The 14999-nt window shown below is 71.6% G+C and carries 18 protein-coding genes and 3 tRNA genes; 9 read left to right on the plus strand and 12 right to left on the minus strand.

The genetic code is table 11. The features are described from left to right. Positions 1 to 16: 16 nt before the first annotated feature. Positions 17 to 1177: a PrsW family intramembrane metalloprotease gene (locus O3S82_RS12255; protein WP_179423506.1), complete on the minus strand. Its 1161-nt coding sequence runs from the start codon at positions 1175 to 1177 to the stop codon at positions 17 to 19. Positions 1178 to 1233: 56 nt separating this feature from the next. Here O3S82_RS12255 and O3S82_RS12260 point away from each other — a divergent pair. Both O3S82_RS12260 and O3S82_RS12265 read left to right on the plus strand, forming a co-directional pair. Beyond that, positions 1234 to 1310 (plus strand) — tRNA-Arg (locus tag O3S82_RS12260). Between the two features lie 22 nt (positions 1311 to 1332). Continuing rightward, on the plus strand, positions 1333 to 1551 hold the full coding sequence (locus O3S82_RS12265; protein WP_179423504.1) for an amphi-Trp domain-containing protein: 219 nt from the start codon (positions 1333 to 1335) through the stop codon (positions 1549 to 1551). Positions 1552 to 1561: 10 nt separating this feature from the next. On the opposite strand, the gene O3S82_RS12270 is transcribed toward O3S82_RS12265, so the two are convergent. Further along, entirely contained in the window at positions 1562 to 2299 is a 738-nt protein-coding gene (locus O3S82_RS12270) for a DsbA family protein (RefSeq protein ID WP_269303143.1), read from the minus strand. A 1-nt stretch (position 2300) separates the two neighbouring features. Next, positions 2301 to 3059, minus strand: a complete 759-nt coding sequence (locus tag O3S82_RS12275) for a DsbA family protein (RefSeq protein WP_179423500.1) — start codon at positions 3057 to 3059, stop codon at positions 2301 to 2303. 86 nt (positions 3060 to 3145) lie between these two features. On the opposite strand from O3S82_RS12275, the gene orn reads away from it, so the two are divergent. The 3 genes from orn (at position 3146) to O3S82_RS12290 (ending at position 4363) form a co-directional block, all read left to right on the plus strand. Further along, positions 3146 to 3754, plus strand: coding sequence for an oligoribonuclease (gene orn, locus O3S82_RS12280; RefSeq protein WP_179423498.1), 609 nt, complete (start codon positions 3146 to 3148; stop codon positions 3752 to 3754). Between the two features lie 54 nt (positions 3755 to 3808). After that, positions 3809 to 3884, plus strand: a tRNA-His gene (locus O3S82_RS12285). A 56-nt stretch (positions 3885 to 3940) separates the two neighbouring features. Then, positions 3941 to 4363, plus strand: coding sequence for a DUF1801 domain-containing protein (locus O3S82_RS12290; protein WP_269303145.1), 423 nt, complete (start codon positions 3941 to 3943; stop codon positions 4361 to 4363). Between the two features lie 3 nt (positions 4364 to 4366). Here the strand turns inward: O3S82_RS12290 and O3S82_RS12295 are convergent, their stop codons facing one another. From O3S82_RS12295 to glpK, 4 genes are read right to left on the minus strand one after another with little or no spacing between them, the layout of a single operon-like run. Further along, positions 4367 to 4915, minus strand: coding sequence for a nucleosidase (locus O3S82_RS12295; RefSeq protein WP_269303147.1), 549 nt, complete (start codon positions 4913 to 4915; stop codon positions 4367 to 4369). Positions 4916 to 4935: 20 nt separating this feature from the next. Beyond that, complete coding sequence (locus O3S82_RS12300; RefSeq protein ID WP_269303149.1) at positions 4936 to 6663, minus strand: glycerol-3-phosphate dehydrogenase/oxidase; 1728 nt, start codon at positions 6661 to 6663, stop codon at positions 4936 to 4938. Positions 6664 to 6682: 19 nt separating this feature from the next. Then, positions 6683 to 7741 carry an alpha/beta hydrolase gene (locus O3S82_RS12305; RefSeq protein ID WP_218845720.1) on the minus strand — a complete coding sequence of 353 codons (1059 nt, stop codon included), beginning with the start codon at positions 7739 to 7741 and terminating at the stop codon, positions 6683 to 6685. Next, positions 7738 to 9246: a glycerol kinase GlpK gene (gene glpK, locus O3S82_RS12310; protein WP_269303152.1), complete on the minus strand. Its 1509-nt coding sequence runs from the start codon at positions 9244 to 9246 to the stop codon at positions 7738 to 7740. Before glpK ends, O3S82_RS12305 begins: the two co-directional genes overlap by 4 nt. A gap of 113 nt (positions 9247 to 9359) precedes the next feature. Here glpK and O3S82_RS12315 point away from each other — a divergent pair, with 113 nt between their 5' ends. Continuing rightward, positions 9360 to 10874 carry a phytoene desaturase family protein gene (locus O3S82_RS12315; protein WP_179423486.1) on the plus strand — a complete coding sequence of 505 codons (1515 nt, stop codon included), beginning with the start codon at positions 9360 to 9362 and terminating at the stop codon, positions 10872 to 10874. Positions 10875 to 10877: 3 nt separating this feature from the next. Here O3S82_RS12315 and O3S82_RS12320 read toward each other — a convergent pair whose 3' ends face one another. Further along, complete coding sequence (locus tag O3S82_RS12320; protein WP_269303155.1) at positions 10878 to 11606, minus strand: dienelactone hydrolase family protein; 729 nt, start codon at positions 11604 to 11606, stop codon at positions 10878 to 10880. Positions 11607 to 11679: 73 nt separating this feature from the next. Between O3S82_RS12320 and O3S82_RS12325 the strand changes: the two genes are divergently transcribed. Beyond that, positions 11680 to 11755: transfer RNA gene (locus O3S82_RS12325), tRNA-Lys, on the plus strand. A gap of 41 nt (positions 11756 to 11796) precedes the next feature. Here the strand turns inward: O3S82_RS12325 and O3S82_RS12330 are convergent. Together O3S82_RS12330 and O3S82_RS12335 are read right to left on the minus strand one after the other, a co-directional pair. Next, positions 11797 to 12063, minus strand: coding sequence for an acylphosphatase (locus O3S82_RS12330; protein ID WP_269303157.1), 267 nt, complete (start codon positions 12061 to 12063; stop codon positions 11797 to 11799). 7 nt (positions 12064 to 12070) lie between these two features. Further along, positions 12071 to 12313, minus strand: coding sequence for a helix-turn-helix domain-containing protein (locus tag O3S82_RS12335; RefSeq protein WP_179423480.1), 243 nt, complete (start codon positions 12311 to 12313; stop codon positions 12071 to 12073). A gap of 76 nt (positions 12314 to 12389) precedes the next feature. On the opposite strand from O3S82_RS12335, the gene O3S82_RS12340 reads away from it, so the two are divergent. Continuing rightward, positions 12390 to 12848, plus strand: coding sequence for a MarR family winged helix-turn-helix transcriptional regulator (locus tag O3S82_RS12340; protein ID WP_269303159.1), 459 nt, complete (start codon positions 12390 to 12392; stop codon positions 12846 to 12848). Further along, positions 12845 to 13150, plus strand: coding sequence for a hypothetical protein (locus tag O3S82_RS12345; RefSeq protein ID WP_269303161.1), 306 nt, complete (start codon positions 12845 to 12847; stop codon positions 13148 to 13150). Before O3S82_RS12340 ends, O3S82_RS12345 begins: the two co-directional genes overlap by 4 nt. A gap of 1 nt (position 13151) precedes the next feature. Here the strand turns inward: O3S82_RS12345 and nhaA are convergent, their stop codons facing one another. Both nhaA and O3S82_RS12355 read right to left on the minus strand, forming a co-directional pair. Further along, positions 13152 to 14402, minus strand: coding sequence for a Na+/H+ antiporter NhaA (gene nhaA / locus O3S82_RS12350; protein ID WP_179423474.1), 1251 nt, complete (start codon positions 14400 to 14402; stop codon positions 13152 to 13154). Between the two features lie 87 nt (positions 14403 to 14489). Then, complete coding sequence (locus O3S82_RS12355; protein WP_179423472.1) at positions 14490 to 14963, minus strand: PaaI family thioesterase; 474 nt, start codon at positions 14961 to 14963, stop codon at positions 14490 to 14492. Positions 14964 to 14999 lie beyond the last annotated feature (36 nt).

Below are 14999 nucleotides of genomic sequence, written 5' to 3' on the forward strand. Positions count from 1 at the left end.
CGAATCGACGCGACACTCATCTGACGCCCGGCGGCAGCGCCGGAGGGAAGCGCAGGAACGGGCGCAGGTGCCACATCCGGTCGAGCAGCGCGTAGGTGCGGTCGGGCCCTGCGGGCTTGGCCCGTCCGGTCATGACCGCGTCGTGCAGGAACGCCGCCTCGGTGGCGAGTCGCTGGTAGCGCTCGACGGCCTCGGCGTGCAGGGGTCCGTACTGCGTGGCGAACGTGCGGGCCTGGCGACGGCGGGCGAAGCGGACCAGCCACGGCACCTCGGCGGGATGGATCCAGCCGCGTCGCGCCATGTCGCCGAGTGCCCGGGCCAGGACGTCGAGCTGGCGCATCCGCAGGACGACGGCGGTGATGCCCAGACCCAGCAGCAGGCAGGCCAGCACGACGTACGCGAGCAGGAAGCCGACGCCCCCTCCGACGACGATCGAGCCGTTCCACAGCGCGTGCAGCGCGACGCTGGCCAGGTAGCCGAGCGCGAGCAGACCCCAGCGCTGGGCGCGCGAGGACCGGTGCACCGCGAGTCCCATCGCGATCCCGATCGCCGAGGCGAACAGCGGGTGGGCGAACGGGCTGAACAGGCCGCGGACGACGAACGTGGCGGTGGCCATCTCGGTGCCGGAGTACGGGACCTCGTCGAAGCCGAGGTAGCTGGCCGCGTAGTAGCCGACGTTCTCCATCGCGGCGAAGCCCAGCGCGACGAGGCCCGAGACGATGAGGCCGTCGAGCACGCCGTCGATGATCCGGCGCAGCCGCACCAGGGTGAGCACGACGAACAGGCCCTTGGCGAGCTCCTCGGCCACCGGCGCGCCCAGCGCGATGAGCCAGTCCTCGCTCATCCCGAGGCGGGACATGCCGATCTCCATCGGCAGCGCGATCGCGACGGCGATCACGGCGCCCCACACGAACGCGGCGGCCTTGTAGCGGAACGGCTCGGGCTCGACCCGGTCGAGCCACCAGTACGCGGCGAGCGCGACCGGCAGCGGAATCAGCGCGTAGACCAGCGCCAGCGAGGCGCCGGCCACCGAGCCCGACGTGGAGGCGAAGAACACCGCTCCGCCCGCACCCACGACACCGGCGATCCAGACGGCGATCACGAGCAGCTTGCGACCACGCTGGCGCAGGGGGTCGTCCTCGGCGGGGAGGGCGGCCTGCACCTCGGTCGTCGTCACGGAGACAGCCTAGAGCGCCGTCACGACCGCGGCCGCCACCGATAGTGTGGCCGCAGGCGCCCGTAGCTCAGCTGGATAGAGCAAGAGCCTTCTAATCTCGAGGTCGCAGGTTCGAATCCTGCCGGGCGCGCCAGCTTCCACCGAAGGAGACCGCCATGAGCGACCTGTTCGAGCTCGACCAGACCCAGCGCCTGCGTCGCGAGGAGGCCGCCGCGCGGCTGCACGCCCTCGCCGACGCCCTCGCGCGCCACAACTCCGTGGAGTTCGAGAAGAACGGGCACCGCATCACGGTCGACGTGCCCGACGAGGTCGAGCTGACCGTCGAGGTCGAGATCGGCGAGGACAACGAGATCGAGGTCGAGCTGCGCTGGTGACTGAGGGCCGTCAGGACGCGAGCGCGTCCTCGACGGCCGAGCGCACGGTCGCCGGGTCCTCGAGCTTCGTGCCGTCGACGAAGACCGACGGCGTGCCGGTGACGCCACGCTCGCGGGCCTGCTCGCGCACCTCGTTGAGCCACGGCACGAACGTGCCGTCCTCGAGGCACGACTCGATGTCCGGCACGCCGACGTCGCGGGCGATCGCCGCGAGCGCCCGCTGCGTGGGCTCGGCGTCCCCGGTGGCGAAGCCGGCGGCGAACAGCGCCGGCTTCATCGCCCAGAAGGCCTCGGCGCCCTGACGGTCGGTGACGCAGAACGCCGCGTTCATGGCGTCGTGGGCCGGGCCGGTGTCGGCCGTGCCGTCGAGGATCGTCATCGGCACGAAGCGCAGCGCGATCTGGCCCTGCTCCGCGAGGTCGGTCAGGTAGGCACCGTGCTCGTCCTCGAAGTCGGCGCAGTGCGAGCAGAGGAAGTCCTCGTAGACCTCCACCACGGGCGCGCCGCGGGCCGGGGTGCCGGGGTGCTGCACCCCGCCCTCGGTGAGCCCCCGCGGCTCGACCACCGGGCCGTCGGCCGCGTCGTCGCCGCCGAGCGAGGAGATCCCCCACGCCACGGCGGCGACCAGCACGAGCGCGCCCACCACGGCTGCGGTCGTGATCATGAGGCGCTGGCGACGCGCGGCCCGCTCGCGCTCGACCCGCGCCTGCTCGGCACGAGCGGCACGGGCCTTGCGGTCGTTCGTCACGTCAGGACTTGGACGCCTCGGTGATCGCGGCCTGCAGCTCCTGCGGCGTGCGCGCCTCGGAGTTCTTGCCGTCGATGTGCACCGTGGGCGTGCCGGAGATGTCGCGCTCGTCGGTGAAGGTGTCCTTCACGTCGTCGATCCACGGCACGAAGCGCTCGGTGCGGACGCAGTCGTCGATGCCCGTGACGCCGGCCTCCTCGGCCAGGTCGATCAGTGCGGCGTTCTCGGGACCGGCGCCACCCTCGGAGGGCTGGTTCGCGTACAGCGCGTTGTGGACCTTCCAGAAAGCCTCGGGGCCGTCCTGGTCAACGGCGCACATCGCCACGTTGGTGGCGCGGCGCGAGTAGTCGTTGGTGCTCTGGTTGTGCAGGAACGAGAACGGCATGAAGCGCAGGCGGATCGCGCCCGACGCGGCCTGGTCCTGCAGGAACTGGCCGCTCAGCTGCTCGAACGAGCCGCACGCGGGGCACAGGAAGTCCTCGAAGACCTCGACGAGCGGCGCGTCCGCATTGTCGACGTCGCCACCGGTCGCCGGGAAGTCGACGCCGCTCTCGGTGAGGTTCTTCGGCTCGATGACCTCGGTGTTCTTCTCGTTGGAGTCGGAGAGGGACTTGATGCCCCAGCCGGCCGCGGCGATCAGCACGACCACGATCGCGACGATCGCGACGGTGATCTTGTTGCGCTGCTTGCGCTCGGCCTTCTCGCGCTCCTTGCGCATCTGCTCGGCGCGGGCGGCGCGGGCCTGGCGGTCGTTCGTCACGTGTGGCTCCTCAGACGTATACGCGGTACGGCCGGAAGCCTACCCGTCGCCGCCCACCTGTCGGCGTCGCGGACTAGGGTGGCGGGGTGAACGACAAGCTGGTGTGGATCGACTGCGAGATGACGGGTCTGTCGATCCAGGACGACGCCCTGGTCGAGATCGCGGCCCTGGTCACCGACTACGACCTCAACATCCTCGGCGACGGCGTCGACCTCATCATCAAGCCCCCGCAGGCGGCGCTCGACCAGATGAACGAGGTCGTCACGCAGATGCACACGACCTCGGGCCTGCTCGACGAGCTGCAGCACGGCATCACGGTGCGCGAGGCCGAGGAGCAGGTGCTCGAGTACGTGCGCCAGTACGCCAAGGAGCCACGGAAGACCCCGCTCGCCGGCAACTCCATCGGCACCGATCGCGCCTTCCTGGCCCGCGACATGGTCGAGCTCGAGGACTGGCTGCACTACCGCGTCATCGACGTCTCCTCCATCAAGGAGCTGGCCCGCCACTGGTTCCCGCGCGCCTACTTCGCCGCCCCGGAGAAGGGCGGCGCCCACCGCGCGCTGGCCGACATCCGCGAGAGCATCGACGAGCTGCGCTACTACCGCCGCACGGTCTTCACGCCCGATCCGGGCATCGACAGCGAGTCGGCGCGCGCCATCGCCGCCGAGATCGCCGGGACCACCCCCTCGGAGTAGGTCCCGCGCGCGACGTCCGGTAGACTCGTCGCGCTGTGCCGCAAGGCGCACATGGTGGGTGTAGCTCAGTTGGTAGAGCACCGGCTTGTGGTGCCGGTGGCCGCGGGTTCAAGTCCCGTCATCCACCCCAGGAAACGGCCCGGAATCGATGATTCCGGGCCGTTCTTCATGCGTCATGATGGGCTCATGGCCGAGATCAAGACGCAGCCGACCGACGCCGACGTCGAGGCCTTCCTCCACGCCGCCACTCCCGCGCGCCGCCGCGAGGACGGACTGCGGCTGGCCGAGCTCTTCCGCGAGGTCACCGACACCGATCCCGTCCTCTGGGGTCCGTCGATGGTCGGGTACGGCAGCTACCGCTACGTCTCCCCCGCCAACCCGCGCACGCGCGGGAACTGGCCCAGGGTCGCGTTCTCCCCGCGCAAGGCCTCGCTGTCGCTCTACGGGCTGAAGGACCGCCCCGAGGGCGCCGCGCTGCTGCCCTCCCTCGGCACCTACACCGAGGGCGCGGGCTGCGTCTACGTCAAGAGGCTCGACGACGTCGACCTCGACGTGCTGCGCCGGCTCGTGGCGATCGCGTGGGCCCGCGAGGACGACCCCGAGCCCTGACCCTCAGACGATCTGCTCGCGCACCCAGTGGCCGAGCAGGCGCGCGCACGCGTCGACCACGGCGTTCCACTCGAGCGCCGAGTCGTCCGCGGCGTCGCTGACGATCTTCACGAGGCGGCACGGGACACCGGCGCGCTGGGCGGCGCGGGCCACGGCAAATCCTTCCATGTCGACGAGGTGAGCCCGCTCGGCCAGTCCCGCGCGGACGGCCGGGTCGGTGACGAACAGGTCACCCGTGGCGAGCACGGTCCCGTCGCCGTCCGGCAGGCCGATCTCGTCGACCGCGTCGTGCCCCAGGGCGCGGATCGCGTCGGCCGAGTAGTCGTGGTTGAGCACCGTGGACGGCAGGAAGAGCCCCGTGAGACCGGGCCGCAGGGCACCCGCGGTGCCCACGTTCAGCACGAGCTCGGGACGCAGCGCGGCGATCGCCTCGGTGGTCGCGGTGGCCGCCTCGACCTTGCCGATCCCCGTCAGCACCAGCGGCATCTCGGTCGGCAGGTGCGCGGCCTCGGCCTTCGTCGCCGAGACGACGAGGACCCTCTCGGGGCTCACTGGCGCGCCACCGGCACTCCTCATTGGCGCGCCACCGGCACGACGTCCGGAGCGCCGAGGCGCGCCGCGTCGGCCGTCTCGTCGTCGGGCATCGTCTGGCTCTCGCGCTCGGCGTCGACCCGCTTGAGGTAGTGGTCGACCTCGCGCTCGCGCTGCTCGTCGGACCAGCCGAGCGCCTCGGCCATGAGCGCGGCCGCGTCCTGCGCGGACTCGGTGCCGCGGTGGAAGGTCTCGATCGAGATGCGCGTGCGGCGGGCGAGGATGTCGTCGAGGTGGCGGGCGCCCTCGTGCGTGACGCCGTAGACGACCTCGGCACGCAGGTAGTCGTCGGAGCCGGCGAGCGGCTCCCCCAGGTCGGGACGCCCGGCGATGAGGTCGAGCACCTCGGTGGCCAGCGTGCCGAAGCGGTTGAGCAGGTGCTCCACGCGGCCGACGCCGATGCCGTGCGCGGCGGCGAGCGCCTGGCGCTGGTTCCACAGGGCCGCGTACCCGTCGGCGCCCAGCAGCGGGATGTCGTCGGTGACGCACTCGGGCACGCGCCGGTCGAGCAGCGTGCCCATCTGCTGCACGGCTGCGTCGATCGCGTCCTTGGCCATGATCCGGTAGGTCGTGTACTTGCCGCCCGCGATGACGACGAGTCCCTTCACCGAGGTCGAGACGGCGTGCTCGCGCGAGAGCTTGCTCGTGGCCTCGTCCTCCCCCGCCAGCAGCGGACGCAGACCGGCGTAGACACCCTCGACGTCCTCGGGCTCGAGCGGCTCGACGAGCACGCGATTCACGTGGTCGAGCAGGTACTGGATGTCCTTGGCGCTCGCGGCCGGGTGGTCCTTGCTGAGCGACCAGTCCGTGTCGGTGGTGCCGATGATCCAGTGGCGGCCCCACGGGATGACGAAGAGGACCGACTTCTCGGTGCGCAGGATCAGGCCCGACTCGCCGCGGATCCGGTCGCGCGGCACGACGAGGTGGATGCCCTTGCTGGCGCGCACGTTGAACTGGCCGCGCTCGGCCGCGAACGACTGCGTCTCGTCGGTCCACACGCCCGTGGCGTTGACGACCTGGCGCGCGCGGATGTCGATCTCGCGGCCCGACTCGAGGTCCTTGACCCGCGCGCCGACGACACGGTCGCCCTCGCGCAGCAGGTCGATCACGCGGGTGCGGCTGGCGACGTGCGCGCCGTACGCGGCAGCCGTGCGGGAGAGGAACATCGTGTGGCGGGCGTCGTCGACCTGGCCGTCGTAGTAGTGCAGGGCGCCGACGAGGGCGTCCTTGCGCAGCGCGGGCATGATCCGGCGAGCACCGGTGCGGGTGAGGTGACGGTGCCGCGGCACGCCGCGCGAGCGGCCCGACAGCAGCGCCATCGAGTCGTACAGGGCGACGCCGGATCCGGCGTAGAAGCGCTCCCAGACGCGGTGGGTCAGCGGGTACAGGAACGGCACGGGCTTGACCAGGTGCGGCGCGAGCTTGTCGATCAGCAGGCTGCGCTCCCCCAGGGCCTCGCCGACGAGGCGGAAGTCGAGCATCTCGAGGTAGCGCAGGCCGCCGTGGACGAGCTTGCTCGAGCGGCTGGACGTGCCGGAGCCGAAGTCGCGCGCCTCGACGAGGCCCACGGACAGGCCGCGGGTCGCCGCGTCGAGCGCCGCGCCGCCGCCGACGACGCCACCGCCGATCACGAGGACGTCGAGGTGTTCCGAGGCCAGCGCATCGAGCGCCTCCTGGCGGTGCTGCGGGGAGAGGGCAACCGATCGCATGGACTCCAGTCAACCAGTGTCAGGCCACGGCTGCCGCAATCGCTCGGGCTATGCGGGTGGTGGCCTCCCGCGCGGGACGGCTGACGCCGGTGATGTTGACGAAGGCGTGGATCAGCGAGCCCTCGCGCGCCAGCGTGGTCGGCACGCCGGCCTGCTCGAGCCGTTCGGCGTAGGCGATCCCCTCGTCGCGCAGGGGGTCGAAGCCCGCCACGGCGACGTACGCGGGCGGGGCTCCGGACAGGTCGGGCTCGAGCAGCGGCGAGGCCTGCGGGTCGAGCGCGTCGGCCGGATCGGCCAGGTAGCGCTCGCGGTACCAGTCCATGTGCTTCTCGGTGAGGAAGAAGCCGTCGGAGAACTCCTGGTACGACGGATGCTTGGTGGACAGGTCCGTGACGGGGAACAGCAGCACCTGCAGCGCGGGCACGACCTCGCGTCCGCGGAGTCGGTTCGACAGCACGGCGCTGAGGTTGCCGCCCGCGCTGTCGCCCGCGACGACGATGCGGTGCGGGTCGAGGCCCCAGCCGGGCGCGTGCTCGACGGCGAAGTCCCACGCCGCCTCCGCGTCCTCGACCGCGGCGGGGAACGGGTGCTCGGGGGCCAGCCGGTAGTCCACGGACAGGACGTCGACGCCGGCCTCGGTGGCCAGGAAGCGCACGGCCGAGTCGGTGCTGACGCGGCTGCCCAGCACCCAGCCGCCGCCGTGGAAGTACACGACGAGGCCCTTCGACTCGGTGGTCGCGCGGTAGCGGGTGGCGGGGATCGGGCCGGCCGCGCTGGGGATGAGGAGGTCCTCCTCGACGGCGAACTCGGGGAACACGTCGGCGAACACGAGGGCCTCGTCGGTCAGCATGCGGCGGGCCTGCTCGACGGGGTGCTCGGTGAAGTCGCCACCGGGGATCCGGTTGAGGACCCGCAGCGCCACGGCGATCTCGGGCGAGAGCTGCTCCCCGTCGCGGTTGACCGGCGCGTGCCGGCCGAGCCGCGCGACCACGGACTCCGGGAGACGGGCGAAGCCGCGCACCACGGCACGCTCGGCCATCGCCGCGGCGGACAGGCCCGCGCTGGTGCCGGCACTCACTCGACCCACCCCAGCGTGCGCTCGACGGCCTTCTTCCACTGGTGGTAGCCGGCGTCGCGCTGCTCGTCGTCCCAGTCCGGGCTCCAGCGCTTCGACTCCGACCAGTTCGCCACCAGCTCGTCGGTGCTCGACCAGAAGCCCACCGCCAGCCCGGCGGCGTACGCGGCGCCCAGGCACGTGGTCTCGGGGACCACCGGGCGGCTGACCTCGATGTCGAGGATGTCCGCCTGGATCTGCATGCACAGCTCGTTCGCGGTGATGCCGCCGTCGACGCGCAGCACCTCCAGCTCGATGCCGGAGTCCGCCACCATGACGTCGACGACGTCCTTGCTCTGGTAGCAGATCGCCTCGAGGGCGGCCCGGGCCACGTGGGCCACGGTGTTGAAGCGCGAGAGCCCGACGATCACGCCGCGGGCGTCGGAGCGCCAGTACGGCGCGAACAGGCCGCTGAAGGCCGGGACGAAGTAGACGCCGCCGTTGTCGTCCACCGTCTCGGCGAGCGCCTCGGAGTCGGCCGCGTCGTCGAAGACCTTGAGCTGGTCGCGCAGCCACTGGATCGCCGACCCGGTGACGGCGATCGAGCCCTCCAGCGCGTACACGGGCGGCTCGTCGCCGAAGCGGTAGGCCAGCGTGGTGAGCAGGCCGCGATCGGAGCGGACGATCTCAGTGCCGGTGTTGAGCACGAGGAAGTTGCCGGTGCCGTAGGTGTTCTTGAGCATCCCGGGCTCGAAGCAGGCCTGGCCGACGAGCGCGGCGTGCTGGTCGCCGAGGTTGCCCGCCAGGATCACCTCGGCACCGAACGGGCCGTCCTTGGTCGTGCGCCCGAACTCCTGGGACGACGAGGTGATCTCGGGCAGCATCTGCCGCGGGACGCCGAAGATCTCGAGCAGCTCGTCGTCCCACTCGAGGCTCTCGAGGTTCATCAGCATGGTGCGGCTGGCGTTGGTGACGTCGGTGACGTGGACGCCGCCGTCGGTGCCGCCGGTGAGGTTCCAGATGAGCCAGGTGTCGATCGTGCCGAACAGCGCGTGGCCCGCTTCGGCGTCCTCGCGCACGCCGTCCACGTTCTCCAGGATCCAGTGCAGCTTGCCGCCGGCGAAGTACGCCGCGGGCGGCAGGCCGGACTTGGCGTGGATGACCGTTCCGTGTCCGTCCTCGTCGAGGCGCTTCGCGAGGTCGGCGGTGCGGGTGTCCTGCCAGACGATCGCGTTCGCGTAGGGCTCGCCGGTGCGCCGGTCCCACACGACCGTGGTCTCGCGCTGGTTCGTGATGCCGACGGCGGCGAGGTCGGCGGCGGTGATCCCGGCGGCCTCGAGTCCCTGCTCGATGACCTCGCGCGTGTTCTCCCAGATCTCGGTGGCGTCGTGCTCCACCCAGCCGGCCTGCGGCAGCACCTGCTCGTGCTCCACCTGGTGCCGTCCCTGCTCCTCCCCGCGGTGGTCGAACACCATGAACCGCGTGCTGGTCGTCCCCTGGTCGATCGCGCCGACGAACTCCTGTGACATGCGCCTCACCCTAACGAGCCGGGGTGGCCCGGACGGACGATGAGGCATTTCGCCCCGCTGAGGCACCCGAATGCCTCATCGTTCGTGAGCCGGCGCGCCCGTAGGCTCGGGTCATGGCCGAACGCGTCGTCATCGTCGGGGCAGGACACAACGGGCTCGTAGCGGCGGCGCTGCTGGCGCGGGCGGGGCTCGACGTCCTGGTGCTGGAGCGGCTCGACCGCGTGGGCGGCGCCGCGGTGAGCACGCAGGCGTTCGACGGTCACGACGCGCGGCTCTCGCGCTTCTCCTACCTCGTGAGCCTGTTCCCGCAGGCGCTCATCGACGAGCTGGGGCTCGACCTCGAGCTGCGCTCGCGCGACACCGCGTCGTTCACGCCGTGGCGTCGCGACGGACGCGCCGGCGGGCTGCTCGTCGAGACCTCCGGCGGCGAGGCCACGCGCGCCTCCTTCGCCGAGCTCACCGGCGGCGACGCCGAGTTCGAGGCGTGGAAGGCCTTCTACGACGAGGTCGGCACGCTGGCCCGGGCCCTCGCGCCCACGCTGCTGCAGCCCCTCCCCCACATCGGCGACGTGCGCGACCACGTCGAGATGGCCATCTGGACCGACCTCGTGGAGCAGCCGATCGGTGAGGCCATCCGGCGCCGGTTCGCCGACGACGTCGTGCGCGGGGTCGTCGCCACCGACGCGCTGATCGGCACGTTCGCGTCGCTCGAGGACCTCTCGCTCGTGCAGAACCGCTGCTTCCTCTACCACCTGATCGGCAACGGCACCGGCGAGTGGCGCGTCCCCGTCGGCGGCATGGGCGCGGTCACGCAGGAGCTCGCGCGGGTCGCCACCGAGGCCGGCGCCGAGATCCGCCTCAACTCGGCCGTCGACGGCATCGACGTGAGCGACGTCGACGTCACGATCTGCGGCGACGGGTTCGTCGAGCGCGCCGACCACGTGCTGTTCGGCGCGGCGCCGTACGTGCTCGAGCGGCTGCTCGGCCATTCCCCGACCAGCAAGCCCGCCGGGGCGCAGCTCAAGCTCAACGTCCTGCTCTCGCGACTCCCCGAGCTCGCCTCGGGCGTGGACCCACGCGTGGCGTTCGCCGGCACGTTCCACCTCGACGAGTCCTTCGACCAGTTGCAGCACGCGTGGTCGGTCGCCGAGTCGGGCGACCTCCCGCCGGCCACCGGCGAGTTCTACTGCCACACCCTGACCGACCGCTCGATCCTCGGCCCCGAGCTGCGCGACGCAGGCGCCGAGACACTGACCTACTTCGGCCTGCACACGCCCCCGGGCGTCCTCGACGCCCCCGGCGCGAAGGAGGAGGCCGTCAAGCGGGTCCTGGCCGCGCTCGACGAGCACCTCGCCGAGCCGATCGAGCCGTTGATCCTCGGGCTCGAGGCCAAGACGCCCACCGAGATCGAGCACGAGCTGGCCATGCCGGGCGGCCACATCTTCCACGGCGACCTCGCGTGGCCGTGGCTCGAGGAGGGCGAGCGTCCGCACTCCCCGGCCGAGCGCTGGGGCGTCGCGACCGCGCACCCGCGGGTGCTGCTGTGCGGCAGCGGCGCGCGGCGCGGCGGCGCGGTCAGCGGTCTCGGCGGCCACAGCGCCGCGCGGGCGCTGCTCGACTCGCTCTGACCGTCACCGCAGCCGCTCGTCGAGGAAGTCCAGGACGGCGTCGACGGCGCGCTGCTGGCGGTGCAGCGTCAGCGTGCTGTGCTTGCGGCCCGGGAGCTCGACGGCGGTGAACCGCTCCCCCAGCTCGCGACGCAGCACCTCGAAGCGCCCGCCGGAGGCCGGGTCGTCCTCGTAGCGCAGCCCCAGCACCGGACAGCCGGCGGCGACGCGGTCGAGCACTCGCGTGTGGTCGGCCGGGGACAGCCCGAGGTCGCGCGATCGCGCGGGAGTGACGGGGAACGGCAGCGACGGCTGCGCCAGCACCGGGGCGACCACCGCGTCGTCCACCAGCATCGCCAGGGCGAACCCGCCCGTGAAGCACATCCCGACCGCGCCGACGCCGGGTCCGCCCACCGAGGCGTGCAGGTCGGACGCGAGCGCCGCGAGCCACCGCGTCACGGGAGCCGTGCGACGCAGGGCGAGGGCCGTGAACTCCTTGCTGACGCAGCCGCGCACCACCGATCGGACCGTGTACCCCGCCGTCATGGGCCGGCCCGGGTCGCCGAACAGGTTCGGCATGACCACCGTGAAGCCGCGGTCGACCACCTCGTCGGCGAACGCGATGACCTCGGGGGTGATCCCGGGCAGCTCGTGCATCACGACGACGCCGGGCCCCGTGCCGCGCCAGAACGTCTCGTGCTCGATCCCCGCGTGAGTGAAGGTGCTGCGATTCCAGTCCGCGATGGTGGTCATGACGACCATCGTGGCACTCGATTTCATGTCGCGGGAGGGTATGCGCTAGTGTTGGTGATCGCGCAGCGCGCGAGCACCCCTAGCTCAATTGGCAGAGCAATTGACTCTTAATCAATGGGTTCTCGGTTCGAGTCCGAGGGGGTGTACCACCCGCTCGAAGGCCCCGGTTCACACCGGGGCCTTCGTCGTCTCATCGGACGTCGAACCCGCTCGACTCCATCGGCTCCAGGTCCGCCACGTCGCGCGCCTCCACGACCGATCCGGGAGGGCCCTCGGCCATCCAGGCGAGCACGGCGTCGAGCCGCTCGGGCTCGCCCTGCAGCTCGGCCTCGACCGTGCCGTCGTCGCGGTTCCGCACCCACCCGGTGACCTGCTCGCGCTCGGCCACGAGACGCGTCGACCAGCGGTAGCCGACCCCCTGCACCCGGCCGCGCACCGTGACGTGGACCCGCCTCACGAACGCCTCAGTCCGAGCCGTACTGCTTGATCGCGCGGCTGATGCTGGTGTGCGAGACACCGACCTCGTCGGCGATCTCCTGGTACGACATCCCGGCCTCGATCGCCGTGGCCAGGGCGGCCGCCCACTCGCGCCGGGCGCGGGCGATGGCCTCCTCGTACTCGGCGGTGGCGGCGTCGTACGAGTCACGGGCCGCTCGGAGCGCCCGGGGCACGGATTCGTCGTACTCGCGACGGTGGCGGAAGGCCATGTGGACAACTTAAGCCCGGTGGGGTCCGGGCGCGAGACGATTTCGTGAGCCCACGAATCGTTAGTACACTGATGACATGACCTCGGCCCCGAACCCGCTCTCCCTGGACGAGCAGGTGTGCTTCGCGCTCTCGGTCGCGTCGCGCACCGTGATCGGCTGCTATCGCGACGTCCTCGAGCCGCTCGGCCTCACCCATCCGCAGTACCTGGTGATGCTGGCGCTGTGGGAGAACGACGGACTCACTCTGCGCGGACTGAGCGATGCGCTGCGCCTCGAGCCGGCCACCGTGTCGCCCCTCGTCAAGCGCCTGGAGACGGCCGGCCTCATCCGTCGCGACCGCCGCGCGGGCGACGAGCGCGCCTTCTCGCTCACCGTGACCGCCGAGGGCCGCGCCCTGCGCGAGAAGGCCCTGGCGGTCCCGGCGACGATGCTCGAGCGCTTCGACATGGACGTCGCCGAGCTCCAGCAGGTCAACCGATGGCTGCACGAACTCATCGAGCGGGCCGACCGGGCCCACGAAAGGACCACGGCATGAGCCAGCGCCTCCCCGACGCCTCGGAGGAGTCCCTCAACATCGTCCGCCGCCGGATCATGGCGATCACGTGGGTGGTCACGTCGATCCACGGCCTGTTCGGCGCGATCGGCGCCGCGCAGGCGATCGGCGACGACCGCCGCGGCGACCAGATCATCCTGCTCGGCGTCTCGGTGCCGCTCGCGATCATCATCTACGCCGTGACGATCGCGATCCTGCAGAAGCCGTTCCTCGGCTGGAGGACCACGCCGTGGCTCGTCCTGCTGCTGGGGATCTGCGCCGCGGGCTTCGTCTGGGTGCTCTAACTCAGCGCTGGAACGCGTCGGGCACGCCGTCGCCGTCGTCGTCCACCGACTCCTCGCGCTCCACGTCGCGGTAGTGCCGATTGCGGCGCCGCAGGACGATCGCGGCCAGGATCGACGCCGTCAGTGAGCCGGCCAGCACGCCGATCTTGACGTACTCCTCGAGCGCGTCCGTCGCGTAGGCGAGGTCGCCGATCAGCAGCGAGACCGTGAACCCGATGCCGGCGAGCATCGCCACGCCGAGGACGTCGACCCAGCGGATGCTCGGGTCGAGCTGCGCCTTCGTCGTGGCCGAGAGCAGCATGGCGCTGCCCACGATGCCGATCGGCTTGCCGAGCACGAGGCCCGCCACGATGCCGAGGGTGACCGGCGAGGAGAAGGCGTCGGCCAGCACGTCGCCCGACACGGCGACGCCCGCGGCCGTGAAGGCGAAGATCGGCACGGCGACTCCGGTGGACACGGGACGCACCCGGTGCTCCATCCGCTCGGCGATGCTGTCGTCGCCGCGCGCGGGCACGGTGAAGCCGAGCAGCACGCCGGCCACCGTCGCGTGGACGCCCGACTCGTGCATGAACCACCACGTGAGCAGCGCGAGGGGAATCAGGACCCAGCCCGTGCGAGGACCGCGGCGGGCGACGACGGCGAACAGCGCGAGCGGGATCACGGCGGCGCCGAGCATCAGGAGGTCGAGCGAAGCGGTGTAGAACACCGCGATGACCGTGATCGCGAGCAGGTCGTCCACGACCGCGAGGGTCAGCAGGAACGTGCGCAGCGCGGACGGGAGGTGCGTGCTCAGCACCGCCAGCACCGCCACCGCGAAGGCGATGTCGGTGGCCGTGGGGATCGCCCATCCGTGGGTGGTACCGTTGCCGGCGTTGAACGCGACGAAGATCAGGGCCGGGACGGCCATGCCGCCCATGGCCGCCACGACGGGCAGCGCGGCACGGCGCGGGTCGCTGAGGTCGCCCGCGACGAACTCGCGCTTGAGCTCGAGTCCGACGACGAAGAAGAAGATGGCGAGCAGCCCGTCGGCGGCCCAGTGCGCCACGGTCAGGTCCAGGTGGAGCGACTCGGGACCGATCCGGGCCTGGGTGAGGTCGAAGTACGCGTCCGACCAGGGCGAGTTGGCCCAGACCAGCGCGGCGAGGGCGGCGACCACGAGGATCGTGCCGCCCACGGTCTCGCGCCGCAGGATGTCGGCGATGCGAGCGGATTCGCGCCAGCTGCCGCGGGTGAACAGGCCGGGTGAGGTCATGGCAGTCCTTCAGGGGTCGGTGGCAGGACGCCGACCAGACTTCCCGGCACACCTGACGACCACCCTAGCGGTCGTCGCCGCCACCGCTCAGGAGTAGATCATGCAGGTGGTGGTGCCGTGCGCGACGAGCTTGCCGTCGGGGTCGAGCACCTTGCCCTCGGCCGTGGCGGTGCTGCGGCCGACGTGGATGATCGACCCGGTGCCGGTCAGCGTGCGGCCGTCCACCGGCACGGTGCGGATGTAGTTGACCTTGAGCTCGAGCGTGCCGTAGCCGACGCCCGGGCCGAGCATCGTGTGCACGGCGCAGCCCATCACCGAGTCCAGCAGGGTCGCGCAGGCGCCGCCGTGCAGCGTGCCGAGCGGGTTGGCCGCCGTCGGCAGCGACTGGATCGAGAACGACACCTTCCCCTCCTCCAACGACAGCACCTGCATGCCGAAGAGGTCGCCGATCACGGCGGGACGCTGGTCGCGCGGCAGCGTGAAGGCGAACTGCAGGAACTCGAGCCCGGTCATGCGGGACATCGCTGCGAGCTGGTCATCGGTGAGCGGCAGGGCGGTCATGCTGGTCAATGTAGACCGATCGGTCTATGGTGTCCA

Source organism: Aeromicrobium sp. HA (assembly GCF_027171405.1).
Taxonomy (GTDB): Bacteria; Actinomycetota; Actinomycetes; order Propionibacteriales; family Nocardioidaceae; genus Aeromicrobium; species Aeromicrobium tamlense.